The organism is Acinetobacter sp. V115_6 (genome assembly GCF_031799025.1).
GTDB lineage: Bacteria > Pseudomonadota > Gammaproteobacteria > Pseudomonadales > Moraxellaceae > Acinetobacter > Acinetobacter pittii.
Genome location: NZ_JAVQNO010000021.1, coordinates 1,325,487 through 1,343,971 on the forward strand (window position 1 = coordinate 1,325,487; position 18,485 = coordinate 1,343,971).

The 18,485-nt window shown below is 41.2% G+C and carries 18 protein-coding genes; 6 read left to right on the plus strand and 12 right to left on the minus strand.

Features of this window, described 5'->3' with window-relative positions; all coding sequences use genetic code 11:
- Nucleotides 1-22 precede the first annotated feature (22 nt).
- The 6 genes from catC (at nucleotide 23) to pcaD (ending at nucleotide 5,273) form a co-directional block, all read left to right on the plus strand.
- Nucleotides 23-313, plus strand: a complete 291-nt coding sequence (gene catC, locus RMA94_RS14650) for a muconolactone Delta-isomerase (RefSeq protein ID WP_032035242.1) — start codon at nucleotides 23-25, stop codon at nucleotides 311-313.
- 160 nt (nucleotides 314-473) lie between these two features.
- Nucleotides 474-1,394 (plus strand): catechol 1,2-dioxygenase, encoded by a 921-nt coding sequence (catA, locus tag RMA94_RS14655; RefSeq protein ID WP_032035244.1) that lies wholly within the window; start codon nucleotides 474-476, stop codon nucleotides 1,392-1,394.
- A 131-nt stretch (nucleotides 1,395-1,525) separates the two neighbouring features.
- On the plus strand, nucleotides 1,526-2,197 hold the full coding sequence (locus RMA94_RS14660) for a 3-oxoacid CoA-transferase subunit A (RefSeq protein WP_311083621.1): 672 nt from the start codon (nucleotides 1,526-1,528) through the stop codon (nucleotides 2,195-2,197).
- An 18-nt stretch (nucleotides 2,198-2,215) separates the two neighbouring features.
- Complete coding sequence (locus RMA94_RS14665; RefSeq protein WP_311083622.1) at nucleotides 2,216-2,869, plus strand: 3-oxoacid CoA-transferase subunit B; 654 nt, start codon at nucleotides 2,216-2,218, stop codon at nucleotides 2,867-2,869.
- A gap of 399 nt (nucleotides 2,870-3,268) precedes the next feature.
- A complete protein-coding gene (gene pcaF, locus RMA94_RS14670; protein ID WP_311083623.1) occupies nucleotides 3,269-4,483 on the plus strand; it encodes a 3-oxoadipyl-CoA thiolase in 1,215 nt (404 codons plus the stop codon).
- Nucleotides 4,484-4,493: 10 nt separating this feature from the next.
- Nucleotides 4,494-5,273 (plus strand): 3-oxoadipate enol-lactonase, encoded by a 780-nt coding sequence (gene pcaD, locus RMA94_RS14675; protein ID WP_311083625.1) that lies wholly within the window; start codon nucleotides 4,494-4,496, stop codon nucleotides 5,271-5,273.
- 57 nt (nucleotides 5,274-5,330) lie between these two features.
- Here pcaD and RMA94_RS14680 read toward each other — a convergent pair whose 3' ends face one another.
- From RMA94_RS14680 to RMA94_RS14735, 12 genes are all read right to left on the minus strand, one after another.
- Nucleotides 5,331-6,818, minus strand: coding sequence for an NAD-dependent phenylacetaldehyde dehydrogenase (locus tag RMA94_RS14680; protein WP_311083628.1), 1,488 nt, complete (start codon nucleotides 6,816-6,818; stop codon nucleotides 5,331-5,333).
- 33 nt (nucleotides 6,819-6,851) lie between these two features.
- The gene (locus RMA94_RS14685) at nucleotides 6,852-8,069 is read right to left on the minus strand and encodes a hypothetical protein (protein ID WP_311084037.1); all 1,218 of its coding nucleotides are present in this window, start codon (nucleotides 8,067-8,069) and stop codon (nucleotides 6,852-6,854) included.
- 144 nt (nucleotides 8,070-8,213) lie between these two features.
- Nucleotides 8,214-10,529: a primary-amine oxidase gene (tynA, locus tag RMA94_RS14690; protein WP_311083630.1), complete on the minus strand. Its 2,316-nt coding sequence runs from the start codon at nucleotides 10,527-10,529 to the stop codon at nucleotides 8,214-8,216.
- 209 nt (nucleotides 10,530-10,738) lie between these two features.
- Entirely contained in the window at nucleotides 10,739-11,653 is a 915-nt protein-coding gene (gene feaR, locus RMA94_RS14695) for a transcriptional regulator FeaR (protein ID WP_032060578.1), read from the minus strand.
- A 198-nt stretch (nucleotides 11,654-11,851) separates the two neighbouring features.
- Nucleotides 11,852-12,808, minus strand: a complete 957-nt coding sequence (locus RMA94_RS14700; RefSeq protein WP_311083631.1) for a p-hydroxyphenylacetate 3-hydroxylase reductase component — start codon at nucleotides 12,806-12,808, stop codon at nucleotides 11,852-11,854.
- A 45-nt stretch (nucleotides 12,809-12,853) separates the two neighbouring features.
- Nucleotides 12,854-13,807: a PDR/VanB family oxidoreductase gene (locus RMA94_RS14705; RefSeq protein WP_311083633.1), complete on the minus strand. Its 954-nt coding sequence runs from the start codon at nucleotides 13,805-13,807 to the stop codon at nucleotides 12,854-12,856.
- 34 nt (nucleotides 13,808-13,841) lie between these two features.
- On the minus strand, nucleotides 13,842-14,579 hold the full coding sequence (locus tag RMA94_RS14710; RefSeq protein WP_032053853.1) for an SDR family NAD(P)-dependent oxidoreductase: 738 nt from the start codon (nucleotides 14,577-14,579) through the stop codon (nucleotides 13,842-13,844).
- Between the two features lie 10 nt (nucleotides 14,580-14,589).
- A complete protein-coding gene (locus tag RMA94_RS14715) occupies nucleotides 14,590-15,075 on the minus strand; it encodes an aromatic-ring-hydroxylating dioxygenase subunit beta (protein ID WP_069122229.1) in 486 nt (161 codons plus the stop codon).
- Between the two features lie 10 nt (nucleotides 15,076-15,085).
- Entirely contained in the window at nucleotides 15,086-16,363 is a 1,278-nt protein-coding gene (locus RMA94_RS14720) for a Rieske 2Fe-2S domain-containing protein (RefSeq protein WP_005074154.1), read from the minus strand.
- Nucleotides 16,364-16,392: 29 nt separating this feature from the next.
- Nucleotides 16,393-16,920, minus strand: a complete 528-nt coding sequence (locus RMA94_RS14725) for a nuclear transport factor 2 family protein (protein WP_130172538.1) — start codon at nucleotides 16,918-16,920, stop codon at nucleotides 16,393-16,395.
- A gap of 10 nt (nucleotides 16,921-16,930) precedes the next feature.
- Complete coding sequence (locus RMA94_RS14730) at nucleotides 16,931-17,290, minus strand: hypothetical protein (RefSeq protein ID WP_000387554.1); 360 nt, start codon at nucleotides 17,288-17,290, stop codon at nucleotides 16,931-16,933.
- A 25-nt stretch (nucleotides 17,291-17,315) separates the two neighbouring features.
- On the minus strand, nucleotides 17,316-18,464 hold the full coding sequence (locus tag RMA94_RS14735; RefSeq protein WP_311084038.1) for an acyl-CoA dehydrogenase family protein: 1,149 nt from the start codon (nucleotides 18,462-18,464) through the stop codon (nucleotides 17,316-17,318).
- Nucleotides 18,465-18,485 lie beyond the last annotated feature (21 nt).

An 18,485-nucleotide genomic window follows, 5' to 3' on the forward strand; every position in this document is an offset into this window, starting at 1 on the left:
GCAACAGGATAAGGAGTTTCCCATGTTATTTCATGTACGTATGGATGTGCATATTCCACTTGATATGCCAGCCGACAAAGCAAATGAAATTAAGGCTGTTGAAAAAGCCTATTCGCAAGACTTACAGCGTCAAGGTAAATGGCGTCACATCTGGCGTATTACAGGTCAGTACTCGAACATCAGCATTTTTGATGTCGAGAGCAATGAAGAATTGCACAATATTTTACAGCGTTTACCTCTCTATCCTTATATGAACATCGAAGTTATGGCGATGAATCGCCACCCTTCTTCTGTTCGTGATGATGATTCGTAAACCAAAAGAATTTTTTAAATGTGATCTCTGAAGTCCATTTAAAAATCAAGCAGATTATTCAGAAGGTAACAAGGAATGTGGCGGCACTTATTCGCTAGCAAAACGAAATGCCCGCAGCGCTGCCACCCAAAACCGTATTGCATACTTAAGGAGTTTTAGTATGAACCGTCAACAAATTGATGCGCTTGTAAAACAAATGAATGTCGACACTGCAAAAGGCGAAGTTGATGCACGTGTTCAACAAATTGTAGTGCGCCTTCTTGGGGATTTATTTCAAGCCATTGAAGATTTAGATATTCAACCTTCAGAAGTATGGAAAGGTTTGGAATATTTCACAGATGCTGGTCAAGCAAACGAACTTGGTCTTTTGGCAGCCGGCTTAGGTTTAGAGCATTATCTTGATTTGCGTGCAGATGAAGCTGATGCCAAAGCTGGCGTTACGGGTGGCACACCTCGTACCATCGAAGGCCCACTTTATGTAGCTGGCGCGCCTGAATCTGTTGGTTTTGCGCGTATGGATGATGGTACAGAATCTGGCAAAATTGATACCTTAATTATTGAAGGTACTGTGACCGATACTGATGGCAATATCATTGAAAATGCCAAAGTTGAAGTATGGCATGCCAACAGTTTGGGTAACTACTCATTCTTTGATAAGTCTCAATCTGACTTCAACTTACGTCGTACTATCTTGACTGATGCTGATGGTAAATATGTCGCATTAACGACGATGCCTGTAGGTTATGGTTGCCCGCCAGAAGGTACAACTCAGGCCCTTCTTAACAAATTAGGCCGTCATGGTAACCGTCCATCTCACGTTCATTACTTCGTTTCTGCACCGGGTTACCGCAAGCTAACTACTCAATTCAACATTGAGGGTGATGAGTACTTATGGGACGACTTTGCTTTCGCAACGCGTGACGGCTTAGTTGCAACAGCAGTTGATGTAACTGACCCAGCTGAAATTGAACGCCGTGGTTTAGATCACGCTTTCAAACACATCACATTTAACATCGAACTTGTTAAAGATGCCGCTGCTGCTCCTTCAACTGAAGTTGAACGTCGTCGCGCTAGTGCTTAAAAGTATATGTGAGTTAAAAGTTCGCTTTTGACTCACAAAATTTATTCCATTTATTACTACCATTAAGAATTTAAATAAATTTTTAGCGGTAGTAATAACATCACGTTACCTCATGCTCTAAGGTTTCTCACATGATTGACAAAAGTAAGTCCTCTCTTAGCGAGGTACTATCGCAGATTAAAGATGGCGCGACCATCCTGATTGGTGGTTTCGGTACCGCAGGACAACCCGCTGAACTCATTGATGGACTGATTGAACTCGGTGTTAAAGATTTAACGATTGTTAGTAATAACGCCGGTAATGGCGATTATGGTCTGGCTAAACTGCTTAAGGCTGGTTCAGTTAAAAAAGTGATCTGTTCTTTCCCACGTCAGTCAGACTCTTATGTTTTTGATGAATTGTATCGTGCCGGAAAGGTCGAGCTTGAAGTGGTTCCGCAAGGTAATCTGGCTTGCCGTATTCAGGCAGCAGGTATGGGACTTGGTGCTGTGTTTACCCCAACAGGCTTTGGAACACTTTTAGCTGAAGGCAAAGAAACTCGCCAGATTGATGGTAAAGATTACGTACTCGAATATCCTATTAAAGCTGACTTTGCCTTAATTAAAGCTTACAAGGGCGACCGTTGGGGCAATCTGGTTTACCGTAAATCTGCTCGTAACTTTGGCCCGATTATGGCCATGGCTGCTGATGTCACGATTGTTCAGGTTTCTGAAGTGGTAGAGTTAGGTGGATTAGACCCTGAGCACATTATCACCCCGGGTATCTTTGTACAGCACGTTGTACAAGTAGCGCCCGCACAGTAAGCAATAAGGAGAAATAACATGAGCTACCAGAAACTCAGCCGTGACCAGATTGCACAACGTGTGGCACAAGATATTCCAGATGGTGCCTATGTGAACTTGGGTATTGGCCTACCGACCAAGATTGCAAGCTACCTACCTAACGATAAAGATATTTTTCTTCATTCTGAAAATGGCCTGTTGGCTTTTGGCCCACCGCCAGCAGCAGGTGAAGAAGATCCTGAACTGATTAATGCGGGTAAAGAATTTGTGACCATGCTTGAAGGCGGCAGCTTTTTCCACCATGGCGACTCATTTGCGATGATGCGTGGTGGTCACCTTGATATTGCAGTACTCGGTGCATTTCAGGTTGCCGCGAATGGTGACTTGGCGAACTGGCACACGGGAGCACCGGATGCGATTCCTGCAGTAGGTGGTGCGATGGATTTAGCTGTGGGTGCCAAGAAAGTATTTATCACTACAGACCATGTGACCAAACAAGGTGAACCGAAGATTGTGGCTGAGCTAACTTATCCAGTAACGGGTAAAAAATGTGTTGACCGTATTTACACTGATCTTTGTGTGATTGATGTGACCAAAGATGGTTTGAAGGTGATTGAGAAAGTGGAAGGTCTTAGCTTTGATGAGTTACAGGCTTTGACTGGTGCAACTTTGGTTGATGCGACTCAAGGGTAAGTTTAAACAGCAGTAACTATCGTGACAGGCGACATGGATGTCGCCCGTTGGACAGGGAGGCAAGGAAGCCTCCTCTGTTCAACAAAGGTTTTTGTTACTTTTGACCTTTCAAAAGTAAGGTATCGCTTATGCAATAGACCTATGGATATCACAGTAAATTACAGCCGTGATGTTATCCGTTGATATGAAAATTTATAAATCATCACAACGGAGGCTTACCTGTTTAAGCCAGATACCACCAGCTAATTCGTGTCACTTTTTTAAAAAAGTAACCAAAAACCTTTGTTACTCAGACACAACATCCCTGTTGTGCTGAGCAACGAGGCGACATCCATGTCGCCACCGCGAAATACCTACGGAGAATGGCTAAAAGGCCTGAAGTAAAGGACAAAAGTTAGAATGAAAACCGCTTATATCATCGATGCCATCCGTACTCCATTCGGCCGTTATGCCGGTGGCCTTGCTCCTGTCCGTGCCGATGATCTGGGGGCTGTGCCGATTAAAGCCCTCATACAGCGTAATCCGAATGTAGATTGGGAACAGGTCGATGATGTGATCTATGGCTGTGCCAACCAAGCCGGTGAAGACAACCGTAATGTTGGTCGTATGTCAGCACTGCTTGCGGGTTTACCGTATCAGGTACCAGCAACGACTATTAACCGTTTATGCGGTTCTTCACTCGATGCCATTGCCATTGCAGCCCGTGCCATTAAAGCCGGTGAAGCAAATTTGGTGATTGCAGGTGGTGTGGAAAGCATGAGCCGTGCACCTTATGTGATAGGTAAGTCAGACAGCGCTTTTGGCCGTAGCCAGAAGATTGAAGACACTACTATGGGCTGGCGTTTTATTAACCCTAAACTTAAAGAATTGTATGGTGTAGACACCATGCCCCAGACTGCCGAAAACGTGGCTGAACAGTTCAACGTGAATCGTGCAGATCAGGACCAGTTTGCCTTGGTGAGCCAACAACGCACCGCAAGCGCGCAAGCCAAAGGCTTTTTTTCTAAAGAAATCGTGGCAGTTGAAATCCCTCAGCGTAAGGGTGATGCTGTTGTGATTGATACCGATGAACATCCACGTGCATCGACCACGCTTGAAGGCTTAAGCAAACTTAAATCTGTGGTTAAAGCAGATGGCACAGTCACTGCGGGTAATGCTTCAGGCATTAATGATGGTGCAGCAGCTCTACTGATTGCTTCTGATGATGCAGTTCAGGCTTATAACCTAAAACCACGTGCCAAGATCATTGCTTCAACAGCAGTGGGTGTGGAACCACGTATTATGGGCTTTGCTCCGGCACCTGCAATTAAAAAATTACTTAAACAAGCTAACCTGACTTTAGAACAGATGGATGTGATTGAGCTGAATGAAGCGTTTGCTGCACAAGCTTTGGCAGTGACTCGTGACTTAGGCTTGCCAGACGATAGCAACAAGGTAAATCCAAACGGTGGTGCAATTGCTTTGGGTCATCCACTTGGTGCATCAGGTGCACGATTAGTCACTACAGCCTTAAACCAGCTTGAGCAAACAGGTGGTCGTTATGCCTTGTGTTCGATGTGTATTGGTGTGGGACAAGGCATCGCTTTGATTATTGAACGTGTTGAAGCATTTTAAGGAGAAACAAATGCCATCTTTTCAATCTGCCGATGCACAAATTAACTATCAAACTTTTGGTGAGCCATCTTCCTCTGCCCTGGTGTTTTCCAATTCTTTGGGCACCAACTATGGTATGTGGCAAAAACAGTTTAATGAGTTAAAAGATCAATTTTTTGTGATCTGCTATGACACACGTGGTCACGGTTCATCTTCTACACCTAATGGTCCATACACTGTAGAGCAATTAGGTGAAGATGTTGTCCGTTTACTGGATCATCTGAATATTAGTAAAGCTGCTTTTTGTGGAATTTCTATGGGTGGTTTAACGGGCCAATGGCTGGCGATTCACTACCCTGACCGTTTTAGTCATGTGGTTGTGGCAAATACTGCCGCTAAAATTGGACAAGAACAGGCATGGCTTGACCGTGCAAAATTAGTACGTGAACAAGGTTTACAGCCAATCGCAGCCACAGCAGCTTCGCGATGGTTTACAGATCCCTTTATCCAAAGTCATGCTTCAATTGTCAACAACCTGTGTAACGACTTAAGTGCTGGCAGCGCAATAGGTTATGCCAATTGTTGTGAGGCTTTGGCTAAAGCGGATGTCCGTGAACAGTTAAAAGACATTAAAATTTCTGTATTGGTGATTGCTGGAACTCAAGATCCTGTAACGACTGTTGCAGATGGTGGGTTTATGCAGCAACGCATTCCACAATCAAAACTTGCAGAAATAGATGCCTCTCATATTTCCAATGTAGAGCAACCAGAAGCTTTTAATAAAATCTTAAAAGATTTTTTATTAGGTTAATTTAATGATTCAAAAAAAATGGCCTATAAAGGCCATTTTTTTATATCTCGTAGAAACTTAATATCGAATCATCACCGATTTTAATTCGGTGTAATCTTCAATAAATGCATCTGAAAACTCTCTTCCAATGCCAGAAGCTTTTACCCCGCCAAATGGAACTGACGGATCTAAGAAAGTATGCATATTCACCCACAAGGTCCCTGCTTCAATTTTAGGAATTAAACGTAAGGCTTTAGACAGATCATTTGTCCAAATACTTGCTGTTAAACCAAAGCGTGATTGATTCATGAGCTGAATAAGTTCTTCATCAGTTTCAAACGGCATTAACCCGACCACTGGACCAAACGTCTCTTCTGAAAATAATGGATCATCCGTATTTTTAAAGGAAATTAAAGTCGGCTGCACAAAATATCCTGTTTGATCTAATACCTCACCCCCTGCAATAATTTGGTTGTTTGCTTTTGCCATATCTAAATAATGTTTCACTTTATGAAAATGTGCCTGATTAGACAGTGGCCCAAACATACTTCCCTCATCCATCGCTGACCCAATTTTGAATTGAGATAGTGCTTTAGAAAGTTTTTCGACCAATTCATCATATTTTGTGTGGTGTACAAAAAAACGCTCTGGAGATGCGCAAACTTGCCCTTGATGCACAAAAGTTGCTTGCAACAAAGTTGGTAAAATCTCATCGATATTCGCATCAGCCAAGATGGCTATGGCATTTTTACCACCCAACTCTAGACTGACACGGGTTAAATCACTGCTCATCGCGAGCTTACCAATAGCGATGCCTGTTGGTACTGAACCTGTAAATGAGACTTTCTTAACTAACGGCGATTCAATTAAATATTGTCCCGTATCCCCTTTACCCGTAACCACATTAATTACGCCAGCTGGAATACCTGCCTCGATGGCAAGTTCAGCTAAACGTAATAAAGATAAGCTGGCATACTCACTTGGCTTAAGCACAATGGTACAGCCAGTTGTTAAAGCTGAACCAATTTTCCAAACACCGATCATGAGTGAAAAATTCCAAGGCACAATACCTGCGACTACACCAATCGGTTGTCTTAAAGTAAAGGCTGTATATTTTTCACCTTGCATTGATGGAATAGAAGGTTGCATGGTTTGGCCATTAATTTTGGTTGACCACCCTGCAAAATATCTTAAGAAAATAACAGATTGTGCGACTTCAAGATGACGGGAAATATTGATGAGTTTTCCAGTAGATAAAGTCTCGAGCTGAGCAAGTTCTTCACCATATTGCTCAATTAAATCTGCTAACTTGTTTAGTTTAACGCTACGTTCATACGGCGTAGTATCGGCCCAAGCATTTTGGAAAGCATGTTCAGCACTTTTCACGGCACTTTCGATATCGTGTTGACTACCAATACTAATTTGAGCAACCACTTGTTCAGTCGATGGATTTACAATATCTACTTTATCTAAATGCTCAGCAGCAACTAATTTTCCATCAATAAAATGTCCATGTTGACGCGCCATAAACTGCTGTACGCTTGCTAAAATCTGAACTTCACTCATTTTTATTTCTCTCAATTCATTTAAAAGGATCTATTAATAGATGTATTGCAGAATCAACTGTGCATACACATTGGTTTTGTCATCGTAGTTTTGAGTGCCGCCACTCTGGATATCGTGTTTTGGTTTATAGAGCCCAACTAAAGGAATCACGTTGAATTTTTTATTGACGGACCAAATCGAGAACACATCCAGCTCATGTCCATCCACATTGCTTAAAGACTTATTTACTGTTTTGAACTTATAGGCCAAAGCACCTAACATGAAATTTTCTTTTAGATTCATACTGTAAGAGACTTGATGGATATCTGCATTTTTATTAAATGGGCCAGCATAATTTCCGGCAACTTCTCCCTGAAACCACGTGCCAAAACCGACAGTATTTCCATAAAACATAGGGTCGTATTGGTCTGAAAAATGGCTAAAACGGTAACCTAATGTGGGCGTATATTTTGAAGATAAAAAGTTATAGTTCAGCCCTAGGTAACCTGCATTTTCTTGACTATCTTTTTTATCTTGAATAACAAACTCAGACTTAACTTGTAGCTCTGGTAAAGGTTGATAATTCAAACGTAAAGCATAGTTTTTAAGATCTTCGCGCCCTGAAACGTGTTCAGCATCTTCAAGGTCTAATACATTTAAGTAAGTAAACCCAACGCCCTTACCTTTAAGCTGATACATCAGATCAGTCACAAAGAGTTCAGGTGAAAATTGTGCTTTATTGTCGGACTTTAAATAAGCCAGTTTTAAGGTTGTGTTCTCTTGCGGTTTGTATTGAAGCAAACTTGTAAAATCAAAGCTTCGACGAGCTGCCAGATAATATGCCCCGCCACGGTCTAATGTACCATCCGCAGGCGCTTTACCGAGATTTAATGCATCACCTGCAATGAAGAACCCGTCACCAATCATAATATTTTGCCGACCAATACTTAAATCATAGGTGGTCAACTCATCTTTATTGGTACCGTCTTTAAAACCAATGATCCATTCATTCACATCCGTTTTACGTTCTTTGCCATTACTATTTTGGCCAGCGTCGCCATCACCAAATGTTGCCGAGCTAATACCGCTCAAGCTTGCATAGAGCTGATTGTTTTTAAAGGTATATTGCCCTTTAGCACCATATTTAAGATGACCTTCTTGCCAATTGACTCTTTCATCATCTAGGTTTTCGCCGTTATAGCTTTTACCGCTACTAAAAGCCCCAAAAGTTGCTTCAAAAGTTGGCTTAATTTCAAGCTCACCAGCATGCACAGTTGAAAAAAATGAGACAAAGAGAGTCCCTCTCACAACCTGAGAAAATAAATTTTTCATTGAGAAATTCCTTTTTTGCGAACTGCCTAACCGTGCTCAAGTGTGGGTAACCGATTCGTTACCCACTCTAGATCATGCACCCATTTAGTGATGGTCGTGCTGTGTGTTTTGCTCTTCTTCACCCAAGTTTAAAGTCGGGGTACTGTCAAAGAAGTTCCAAGGTTTGATGAGTGTATTCACCCATTCTGTTGGCATGATTGGCCACTCTTCAGCACGTGCCACATGGGTTGTTCCTGTTGTCATCCACACTACAAGGTCTTTATTTTCAATATTTTCATTGTTGCCAATGAATTGTCCTAACCCTGTGTCATGAGTTGAACGGTTTGAATATTTCCCTTCTGGATAGCGTTCGTCTGGGTTGTACTGAGTCACCCAAATTTGCTTATCCATAAAGTTCAAACGTTTAAATAACCATTCATCTTTAGAGAAATTGGCTCCTTTTGCCACAGGGTGTGTTCCACCTGCAAACGGAATGAGTTGGTAAGAAACCGGATTACCTAATTTATTTTCCTTATTGAAATTCGTGAGTAAACGAATGGTGGATGGATCAAATTTTTCAGCTGCATTTTGCTCATTCGTAATGACTTTACTGTCAATTTGCATTGAACTTGTACGAACACCGCCTTTGTCGTTGGCTTTCACTACAGGGTCCATATGCATAAAGCTGTTGTTTTCACCATCGACATCCATGTCTAAGCGGAAATTATAGATGTGCTGATGCGTTGTACCCACAATATTATGATCAATTAAAGTTCCATATTTGGTGTCTTCTTTGGCAGTACTGTCATGCATGGTGCGTGATTTAACGCCTTTAACAGCTTCAATACCTGTTGCACCCGCATTAATCCCAATTACACCATTTTGGGCAAATACCCAGTCAAACATGTAATCGTAGTTTCCAACCGTACTAATCCAGCGAATGACAAGTTCACGGCGGGCTTCACTCGCATCTTGGTTACCAAAAATTTCGTGATGTTTATATTCAGGCCCAGCATAACGTTCAAACACAGCAATGGCATTTGGAATCACTTGTGGCTGGCCTTTATAGTCTGCAATCACGGCATCAAGTAAAACAGCGTTGTCAGGTGCATCTGTTCCAGGAAGAATAGATGAGGTAAGGGTTCCCATACCATATTCGCCAGAGTCCAAATAAGATTTGAAGTACCATCCAATATCAGGGTCACCATATGGAACTACCATTCCACCCAAGTTCCCTTCATACATGACTTTACGCTTCACACCTTTATCTTTGTAAGTCACGGTTGAAAGCTGTAAGCCAACACGAGAATCTAACGCCACATGCAAACACCAGTTGCCCCAATGTATGGTTTGGCCAGTAATGCTAAAGTTTTTGCCCTCAGGTTCAGAAATATTGAGTGGTTTTAGCTTACTTGCTACCGGCTTATTCGACATATAAGGTCGATTTGCCATTGGCACAGGAATAATCGCACCTTCTTCAATCTTGATAATTTTTTCTTTATCTAAATCAACTACAGCAACTAAATTTTCAATTGGATGCGCCCAATAATTGCCATCCCCTACATCCAGGTAAGCGACGACTTTTAATATATTGAGTTGTTTATCCAAACCATCTTTACCGCCAAAATATCCAACAGTTAGCGGTGTAGCAATCACTTTCTTCACATCGGTAATGCCGCGTTTCCGTAAAGCTTCCTGATATTCTTTACTTGTCTCAATTACGCGTTGTACAGCTTCAAAATTATCGAGTAACACCATTCCATGAGTGTCTTTCAGTACATTCCATTTTGTGACTTGTTGAGTGTTAAGGTTAACTTCACCTTCAATCGCTTGACTCCCCTTTAACAAAATAAAAGAGGCAATACGATCTTCTTTAAATTCTTTGTGATTAATAAAGTAATCCCAAACTTTTGCTTTTTCAGGCTCTTTAAGCTTTAACTCGGCAAAACGCATATTTTTATAGGCGTATTTCGAACGGGTAATCACATCAAATGTTTTTTTAATTTCGTCAGAGTTTAGGCTATTGAGCGGGTGAAACGTATTTTCAATTTTAAAAGTTTGATCTAACCCAGACTGGAATACTTCATTAAAAAAATCTTTTCCAATAACAGGTTTACCATCCTTAATTAATAAAGGCACACTGAGCTTGAAAGGTTTGCCATTTATCAAAACCTGATCTGAATTAGGTTTAGCTCGAACCACCATAGAGCCTTTGGTGATCATATAAGTATTAGTAAAATCGTCTTTGACAACTTTAGCACCTTGCTCACTCATGTTTTGATAAAGTGAGACCATTTCGGCCTTTCCACCATGAGCAAACGCTTGAGTATTGAGTCCCCAAAAGCTTGCAGCGATTGATAAGTTAAGTGCCAGTATTTTTTGTATGTCATTCAATAATCGTTGTTTACGCATTGGTTTCATCCTTTTCATCTATCCCTGAACTATCTGAATCAGACAGTTAAAATGCACTTTCCTGTGAGTGAAATTTATTAGACCAACTTAATAGTTTTATGGTTATTAAGCTTATCTAACCTGCTCTAATGAATTTAATTTCAACACAGTTACATAGGGCTAGCTTGTTCAAGAATGACGTCGAATTTGTCTAAAAGTGACATTAAAAGAAGAAATATTTAAACCGGCATACCCTCTCTAAATTCTTTAGGGGAGATACCATAAGTCTTTTTAAAGATTTTTGAAAAATGAGCGCCGTCCCAAAAACCCCATTTCAAGGCAATCTGGGTAATCGAGCTTTGTTTATTCTTTTTATCGAGTAAATCTGCTTTGACTTTTTCTAGGCGTTTGAGCTGTATATATTTGTTAATAGATAAATTTTCTTGAAGGAACAAACGGTAGAGATGTCGTAGTGATACCCCAATATGCTCTGCAATTAATTTAGGGGTTAGATCTGGTTTTGCTAAGTTTTCTATAATATATCGCTCGGCTTTTTCCATCAGATTATTGGAGCTATGAACATTTTTATAATTGATTGTGGGTTTGATTAAGGCGATCAGTGCATCTTCAAAAGCATTACCGTCTTCGGTTGCGTACCAAAGTTTGATGTTTTCAGCAGACATATTTTTCAAAATATTTTTAAGTAAAAAACCACTCATATTTTGCGTAATCAGTTTTCCAAAATATTCAGTACTAATATTTTCTTTCAGTAATTTTTCACGCGACAGATGGACTGAAATCTGACTTACCAAACCTTGCGGGTACATCGAAATTGTTTCGACTGGGTCGACCAAGACAATATCACCTTCATTTAGGCTTAAGGTTTCATTTTTATACTCGAGCAGCATTTTTCCCGAATACTGCAAAATCAAAAAACAAAAGCGATTATTCACTCGATCGATTTCATCGGCTTTTCGGACAATTTTATTGGCATTGTTTTTGATAAAAGCAATTTCGGTATCGCCCAATAAAAAGCACTGAACTTCACCAATGAATAAATTACGGGTCCCGTCAAAATCGGTTTCAAAATTGCCGCACACGCTTTTAATATGGTGCGTCCATGTGAGTAATGCATCGCTTACATATTGGTTCATCCCTTACCTCTCTATACATGTGCCACCTCTCAAAATTTTGCGTTTATGGTGGTGCACTGTCTTGGCTTATTTGCAATCTTGTTTTATTGATAAACAAATTGTGTGCCAAAAATTCCTTATCCTTGGAATTGTTTTGATGATAGTCAGCTAGATATGAAGAAGCTGATAAATCAATTCAATTTATCAGCTTAATGGGACTTATGCTACTCCTGCAAAATCTCGCAGCATGGTAATAAAAATATCCTTTTGTTCCTCAGAATACTTTTTAAATACCTCATTTTGATGGCTATCGGCAATATCAAATAAATACTGCGCCGTTTGTTTGCCTTTTTCAGTCAGTGCATACAAATTATCGTGATCGACCAGCAACCCTTCAAATTTTAGAATTTCAGCCGACCTTTCAACTTCCTGCATTGGCATAGCAATATCACGCGGTAAATCTTCTTTACTTGAAGCAGTACCACTGGCCAAAACGAGCAAAAGACGTGATTCACTGGTCCGGAAACCAGAAGCCATTTGCTTAGGAATATAGTCGGTTTGATAAGCTTTAAAAGCACGACTCATCAAATAGCAAACATTGTTATATAAGTGCCCATAATGTGTTTGGTCTACGCCGTTCTCTTCAGTTTGCTTAACTTGAAGGCTCGGATGCGGCATGACACAAGAATATGCGCCTTGATGGTAGACCAGTGGGCTTCGGCCTTGGTCATGGAAACGAACCACTTTGCCAATAATAATCCAGTGGTCACCACCTTCAATTACTTGATAGCGTTCGCACTCAAACACCGCAGAACAATTTTCTAAAATGGGTGAGCTTCCTGCACCAAGTTGAAAATTGGTGTCTGCAAATTTATCAATATTACGTCTCGAAAACTTATTAGACAGCTCAATTTGGGTGCCCGATAAGATATTGACAGCAAAATGTGTCGCTTCTTCAAATACTGAAAAACTCGAAGATTTTTTATCAATGCTCCACAAAATAAGTGGTGGATCGAGTGACACCGAGTTAAAACTATTTGCGGTTACACCGACTTTCTCGCCTTGTGCATTTTGTGCAGTAACAATGGTAACGCCTGTTGCAAAATTTCCTAATGCTCGTCGGAACTGTAGTGGATCGACCGTAAACTCATCTATTTGTTGTAATACATTCATCATCTTTCTCCTAAACCGTCTCTTACATCCATATAAATCGCGAGAGCATTAGATATCTAAAACTAGTCTCGGTGTTTTAGAGCGCGAACAGCACACCAATATTTGTTCATTGCTGGCTTTTTCTTCATCAGTGAAATAAACATCTCGATGATCAGGTTCGCCTTCAATTACATCGCACATACAGGTTCCGCATACGCCTTGCTCGCAAGACATTTCAATATCGATGCCTTCTTTAGCCAAAGCCTGCAAAATGGTTTCGCCAGCTTCAACCATAATGATTTTTCCGCTACGCTCAGCCACCACCTCAAATGAATCTCCAGAAGTATCAGTTTCAACTTGAAAGTATTCTTTGTGGATTTGCTGCTCAGAAAAATTGTGAGTCGTGGCAAGATTAATCACCCAGTCCATGAAACCGACTGGACCACAGGTGTAAATATGGCTCTCAAGATCAATATCTTTAATGGCAGATTCAAAAAATGCTCGGTGGCTTGCACCTTCCGATTTAAAATGAAAAGTTGTGTGTTTTGCTAACTCACCATTTTTAATTTCATCAACAAAAGCACAGTTTTCTGGGCTAGCCCCGCAGTAGTGAAGCTCAAATGATTCGCCTTCATGTGCAAGTTGATACGCCATCGTGATTAATGGCGTAATCCCGATTCCACCGCCAATCAAGACACTGTGTTTGGCTTTTAAAAGTGGAAATAAATTTTTTGGCTCACTGACCTGAATTTGCATGCCATCTTTAATTTCATCAAAAGCGGATATTGAGCCACCACGTGATTCAGGGTCACGTAAAATTCCAAGGCGAAACTTACCTTCATCATTTGGATTTTGGCAAAGTGAATATTGGCGCACCATGCCATTCGGTAAGTGCACATCAATATGCGCACCTGCTTCAACTTTTGGCAATGTTGTAGAAGTTGCAGATTCAAATTCCATGACTGCAATATTTCCACCTTCCACATGGCGATTTTTAACGACAACATCATAAAGTGTAGTCATGATTCAACTCCCTTTTCATGCGTAGCCTATTGGCTTAACGCATGAATAAACCACCGTTAATATCCCATGTTGCACCAGTCACAAACCCCGCATTTGGACTCGCAAGCAACCCACAAGTTTCAGCAATAAAATGCATACTTCCTAAGGCTTTAACCGGAATATTCTGGATGAACTGTTCCATTTTTTCGTCTGGCACCACGCTATGAACGATCGGTGATTCCATAGGTCCCGGTGCAACTGCATTGACCGTTACCCCTTTTGCCGCAAACTCTTTGGCAAAAATTTTGGTTAACGTCACAATCGCGCCTTTGGTTGCTGCATAGTGTGCACCTGTTGCAGTACCACCGTTTTGTCCTGCTAACGACGCCATATTAATAATGCGTCCATAGCCTTTTTTAGCCATATATTGGCCAATAATTTGGCAAGCCTGAAAGGTGCCGCGTTGGTTGACTTGGGTCACCCAATCAAAATCGGCTGCGGTAATTTCTAATACTGGCGTTGCTTTAGTGACGGTAGCATTATTAATTAACACATCAAGTTTAGAAAATTTCTCTTCAATCCATTGCACCGCTGCATGAAAATCTGCCTCAACTGAAATATCTAATTTCAAGGGAAACATATTTTGGGCATATTGACTTTGAGCCTTGGCATTTTCGGCTTTTTCAAGCGTACTTGCCGACAAAATCACTTGATGGCCTTGGCTCGCAAAATATTCAGCAATAACATTACCGAGTCCAGAAGCAGCACCTGTCACTAAAACAACCTGTTTCATGTTACCGCTCCTAAAGAATGTAGCTAATACCAGCTAAGGCATCGGTTGAGTTAACCAAGTTAATGATTTTACGGTTAATCTTAAAACCTGTAGCCGCATCACGAGTCAAATGGTAAGTAATATCTGCTGTGTAATGCTTGAGGTTTTCTTTACGAAATTCACGTAAGTTTTGAGCACAACGCAAAACGATTTCATCATCTTGGTCTTGAATGACTCGTACTCGCGAAATACTGCGTACCGTATTCGCCTTTGGTGCCGTAGAAATTGCCTCACCATTTTCAAGACGCTGTACACGTAAAGTACGCATATGATTATCGTCATAGGCATAATTTAAGTTGTTTTCGTAGTCAGTAAGGTTCGGGTCAATCGGAATGATATAAACACCCTTTTCATTCCATAAATTGAGCCATTCACGATATTCGCTGTGGTCTAACATATCTGCTTCAGCCCAGATGAAAGCAGTGACTTCATTTAACAATTGCAGATTCATATTCATTGCTCTCTCCTTAAGCCGTCATCATCTTTTTCCACTGCTGATAGGCTGCACGCATACCTGTTTCAGCACTGACATCACTTTTTAAGCCATCTTCGGTTTTGACTTCGCCTGGTAAACCACGGTTCAACATGATCCATAAATCATTACCCGCATTGGCACCGTGTTGTACGCGCTCCCAAGCTTCTGAGTCATCTGGTGTACCAAAACCAAAGGGACCTTGGAAATGTTCATGCAAACGTAAGCGATATTGGTTGGCAATTTGCGGGCCACCATCCATCGTAATCACCGAGTGATGAATTTCTGTTTCAGCAACTGAAATTGGCTGTAACACACGGAAGAACGCCATCGAACATGCAATATTCGGGAATAAATTTAAGTTAAAGCCAGAACCACCAACAGCACGAACAATACGGCGTACTTCTAATTCTTCATGACCTTCGTCGCGCAAAGCTTGAGCCAAGTCTTCAAAACGTTCTTGAATTGGTCGCTCCATAAGCTCTTCGTCTAGATCAACCAGTTCAGGAATCATCACCATAACACTGTGACCATTACCTAAGTCTTCAACAAAGCCCGGTTGGTTTTCGAAGTTAAAGAGTTCTTCTGTTTTTTCATCTACAGAACTTAAGAATGACTTATGTACCAACGGGAAGTGATATGCATCGGTGGTATTTTCAAGCTGGATTTTCCAGTTACCCGGGAAACGGAAACGGTGTTCACCCAACACTTTAATTGGATAACCCGCGCCCTGTTTCATAAATAGGTCAATCCATTTTTTTGCAGGCCCAAGGAACTCTTCAAGCGGTTGAATGTCTTCTTTAAATGAAGCGAAGATCATCCCGTTATATTCTTCTACCCGTAGACTCACCAGTGGCAATTCTGATTTATCTAAACAATCGCCGTAGCTTTCCGGAGATGGTACACCACGTAAACTACCGTCAAGTGCATAACTCCAACCGTGGTACGGACATACAAAACTATTAGTTTTTCCTTTTTTATGTTCGCATACGGTTGCTGCACGGTGACGACAACGGTTTAAAAGTACATGGACTTTCTTTTTACGGTCACGTACCGCCACAACAGGCTGTTTACCGATGTTAATCGTTTTATAGCTTCCGCCTTCCGGAATTTCGCTGGCATGCGCAACCCAGACCCAAGTGCTATAAAAGATTTTTTCCATTTCTTCATCAAAAATACGTTCATCTTTATAAAGAGAAGTATGGGCACGGTCACTTTGAACCAAAGCATCGTAATCAATGCCAATGTTATGCGTTGGGATAATACTGTTCATATCAATAGTCCTTTTAAATATGTCCTGGGTCATTCCTGGGAAGGTACCGGCAATTCAGCTTCACTGTGCCAATGCGATACCGGACGACTGAAAATATTCTGTGTTTGGAAATGTTTAATTTTCCATGTTCCATCTGCTTGCTTTTGAAACTTCACATTGAGCTTTGCTGTATTCAGATGACTACGGCCATCTTTAAAGGTTGAAGTTTGCAACATGAGCCAAGAAGCATTTGCATCATTTTGATTTACATAAATTTGTTCTGAATTTACAAAGTGTGCATTCATAACAAAGTGAGATTCTTTTTGGGTATAGCTTTTAAACATGTCGTAAATCGACTGCCAAGAATCATAACGGCCAAAAGATTTGGCATATTTCTCGCCAATACCTTCCCAAATACAGTCCTGATCAAAAAGATTCATTAGCTCATCAAGGTCTGTATTTGCATTAAGCTCATCGCAGATTTCCATATAGCGATTCAGGCAGTTACGAATCGCATTGTGCGCTTCTAACTGTTCTAGTCGCTCTATGATTTTTGCAATATCCACTTTGTCAGTCATTGCGGTCGCCTTAACGTTGAATAATCAATTCACGCCCAACACGAGCTTCAACTTTGCAATATTTCCAAAGTTTGTATGGCCCTTCACCCACCACAGTCGTTCTAAACAAGTTACAAGCCGCGTGTACGGTTTCAATATCCGGAACATCTGCAAGCAAGTATGTTGTCCAAGGCCAGCCAGCACTTGGGCCAACCATACTTTGGTCATCATCAAGATTTCCAAAAACATGAACACCCGGTAAGTCATGAATGCCATTCCACATTTCACCAAACGCTGCCCAAACTGCTTTTGCTTCAGCAGGTTCTGCATCAAAAAAGTTTTGGTTAATACCCATGCAGAACAAAACGCGTAATGATTTTTTAGCTTCCATCTCAATATCCTTTTAAAAATTAAACTTATAAATAACCTGGGGTTGGTTTTAACCCGAAACTGATTGAGCCTGCATTTTGTAAAGTTGCATCACCCATAAAGGCATGCTGAGTCACCACGTTGGTGTCATTCACAAAACGGCTAAATGGATTGTTGGTATAAATTGCTGTCATGCCTGCGAGCATTTGCATTTTTCGGGTCACTTTGGCGCAAACTCGCGCTGCATGGGTACATGCCAGACGCATATCGCTAATTTGTTCAGCAGTTGCTTCACGACCAGCAATAATTTCATTCCAAACAATATCCATGGTTTGATAAAACCAAGACTTTGCAGCCTGAAATTCTGCATCTGCCTGAGCAAACTCATATTGAGTCACTGGTCGGTTGGCAATTTCTGAACCGCCTGTAATGGATGCTTTACCCGGTGCTAATTTTTCAAATTCTTCTAATGCCGCAGCTGCAACTCCAATACCCACCACGGTTAATACTTGAGTCGCTAAAGACAGGGACGGATATTTAAAAAAAGGCTCGCTTAGTTTTGAAGGTTCACCCCGAACAAAGGTCCATTTCTTTTCGACCAATACATCTTCGACCACCAAATCGTGGCTTCCCGTACCTTTTAAGCCAACGGTGTCCCATGTCATTTCAATTTTGGCTTTTTTTGCAGGCATCACTGCCATGCGTGGTAAACCTTGTATTTCATTGTTTTTAAGCGGTGAAATCCCCACACCAACAATGTCTGCTCCCATACAGCCGCTTGAAAATTTCCAACGTCCACGAACCACGACACCTTCATCGGTAATTTCAGCAGGTTGTGGTGGAAAAATACCTCCAGCAAACACCACATCTGGGCCGTTTTGGTACAATTCTTTAAGTGTATCTTCAGGCAAACTTCCCAAATACGCAGGACTCATACCGAAACTTGCCACCCAACCGACTGAACCATCAGCTTTAGATAAAGTTTCGATCAACTCGCAAAACTGTCGCGGTGACCATTCTTCACCACCAAAACGTTTTGGAACTAATGCACGGTAAACGCCAATCTGCTTAAGTTTTTCGATAATGTCTTGGCTCACATACGCCTGATTATCGAACTCGCCTGTACAGGCACGCTCACGAATTTCTTGACACAAAGCATCTAAGTCAATTGCTTTGTCTTGAGAAGCAAACTCCATTTTAGATAACTTATTCATCAT

Excerpts from the sequence above, each read along its gene's own strand:
- pcaD (WP_311083625.1), top strand. The coding sequence starts at position 4,494 with ATGCCATCTTTTCAATCTGCCGATGCACAAATTAACTATCAAACTTTT.
- RMA94_RS14710 (WP_032053853.1), bottom strand. The coding sequence starts at position 14,579 with ATGAAACAGGTTGTTTTAGTGACAGGTGCTGCTTCTGGACTCGGTAAT.
- RMA94_RS14720 (WP_005074154.1), bottom strand. The coding sequence starts at position 16,363 with ATGAACAGTATTATCCCAACGCATAACATTGGCATTGATTACGATGCT.
- RMA94_RS14735 (WP_311084038.1), bottom strand. The coding sequence starts at position 18,464 with ATGGAGTTTGCTTCTCAAGACAAAGCAATTGACTTAGATGCTTTGTGT.
- catC (WP_032035242.1), top strand. The coding sequence starts at position 23 with ATGTTATTTCATGTACGTATGGATGTGCATATTCCACTTGATATGCCA.
- catA (WP_032035244.1), top strand. The coding sequence starts at position 474 with ATGAACCGTCAACAAATTGATGCGCTTGTAAAACAAATGAATGTCGAC.
- RMA94_RS14665 (WP_311083622.1), top strand. The coding sequence starts at position 2,216 with ATGAGCTACCAGAAACTCAGCCGTGACCAGATTGCACAACGTGTGGCA.
- RMA94_RS14730 (WP_000387554.1), bottom strand. The coding sequence starts at position 17,290 with ATGGAAGCTAAAAAATCATTACGCGTTTTGTTCTGCATGGGTATTAAC.
- RMA94_RS14705 (WP_311083633.1), bottom strand. The coding sequence starts at position 13,807 with ATGACTACACTTTATGATGTTGTCGTTAAAAATCGCCATGTGGAAGGT.
- pcaF (WP_311083623.1), top strand. The coding sequence starts at position 3,269 with ATGAAAACCGCTTATATCATCGATGCCATCCGTACTCCATTCGGCCGT.
- RMA94_RS14700 (WP_311083631.1), bottom strand. The coding sequence starts at position 12,808 with ATGATGAATGTATTACAACAAATAGATGAGTTTACGGTCGATCCACTA.
- RMA94_RS14715 (WP_069122229.1), bottom strand. The coding sequence starts at position 15,075 with ATGAATATGAATCTGCAATTGTTAAATGAAGTCACTGCTTTCATCTGG.
- RMA94_RS14660 (WP_311083621.1), top strand. The coding sequence starts at position 1,526 with ATGATTGACAAAAGTAAGTCCTCTCTTAGCGAGGTACTATCGCAGATT.
- feaR (WP_032060578.1), bottom strand. The coding sequence starts at position 11,653 with ATGAACCAATATGTAAGCGATGCATTACTCACATGGACGCACCATATT.
- tynA (WP_311083630.1), bottom strand. The coding sequence starts at position 10,529 with ATGAAACCAATGCGTAAACAACGATTATTGAATGACATACAAAAAATA.
- RMA94_RS14680 (WP_311083628.1), bottom strand. The coding sequence starts at position 6,818 with ATGAGTGAAGTTCAGATTTTAGCAAGCGTACAGCAGTTTATGGCGCGT.
- RMA94_RS14725 (WP_130172538.1), bottom strand. The coding sequence starts at position 16,920 with ATGACTGACAAAGTGGATATTGCAAAAATCATAGAGCGACTAGAACAG.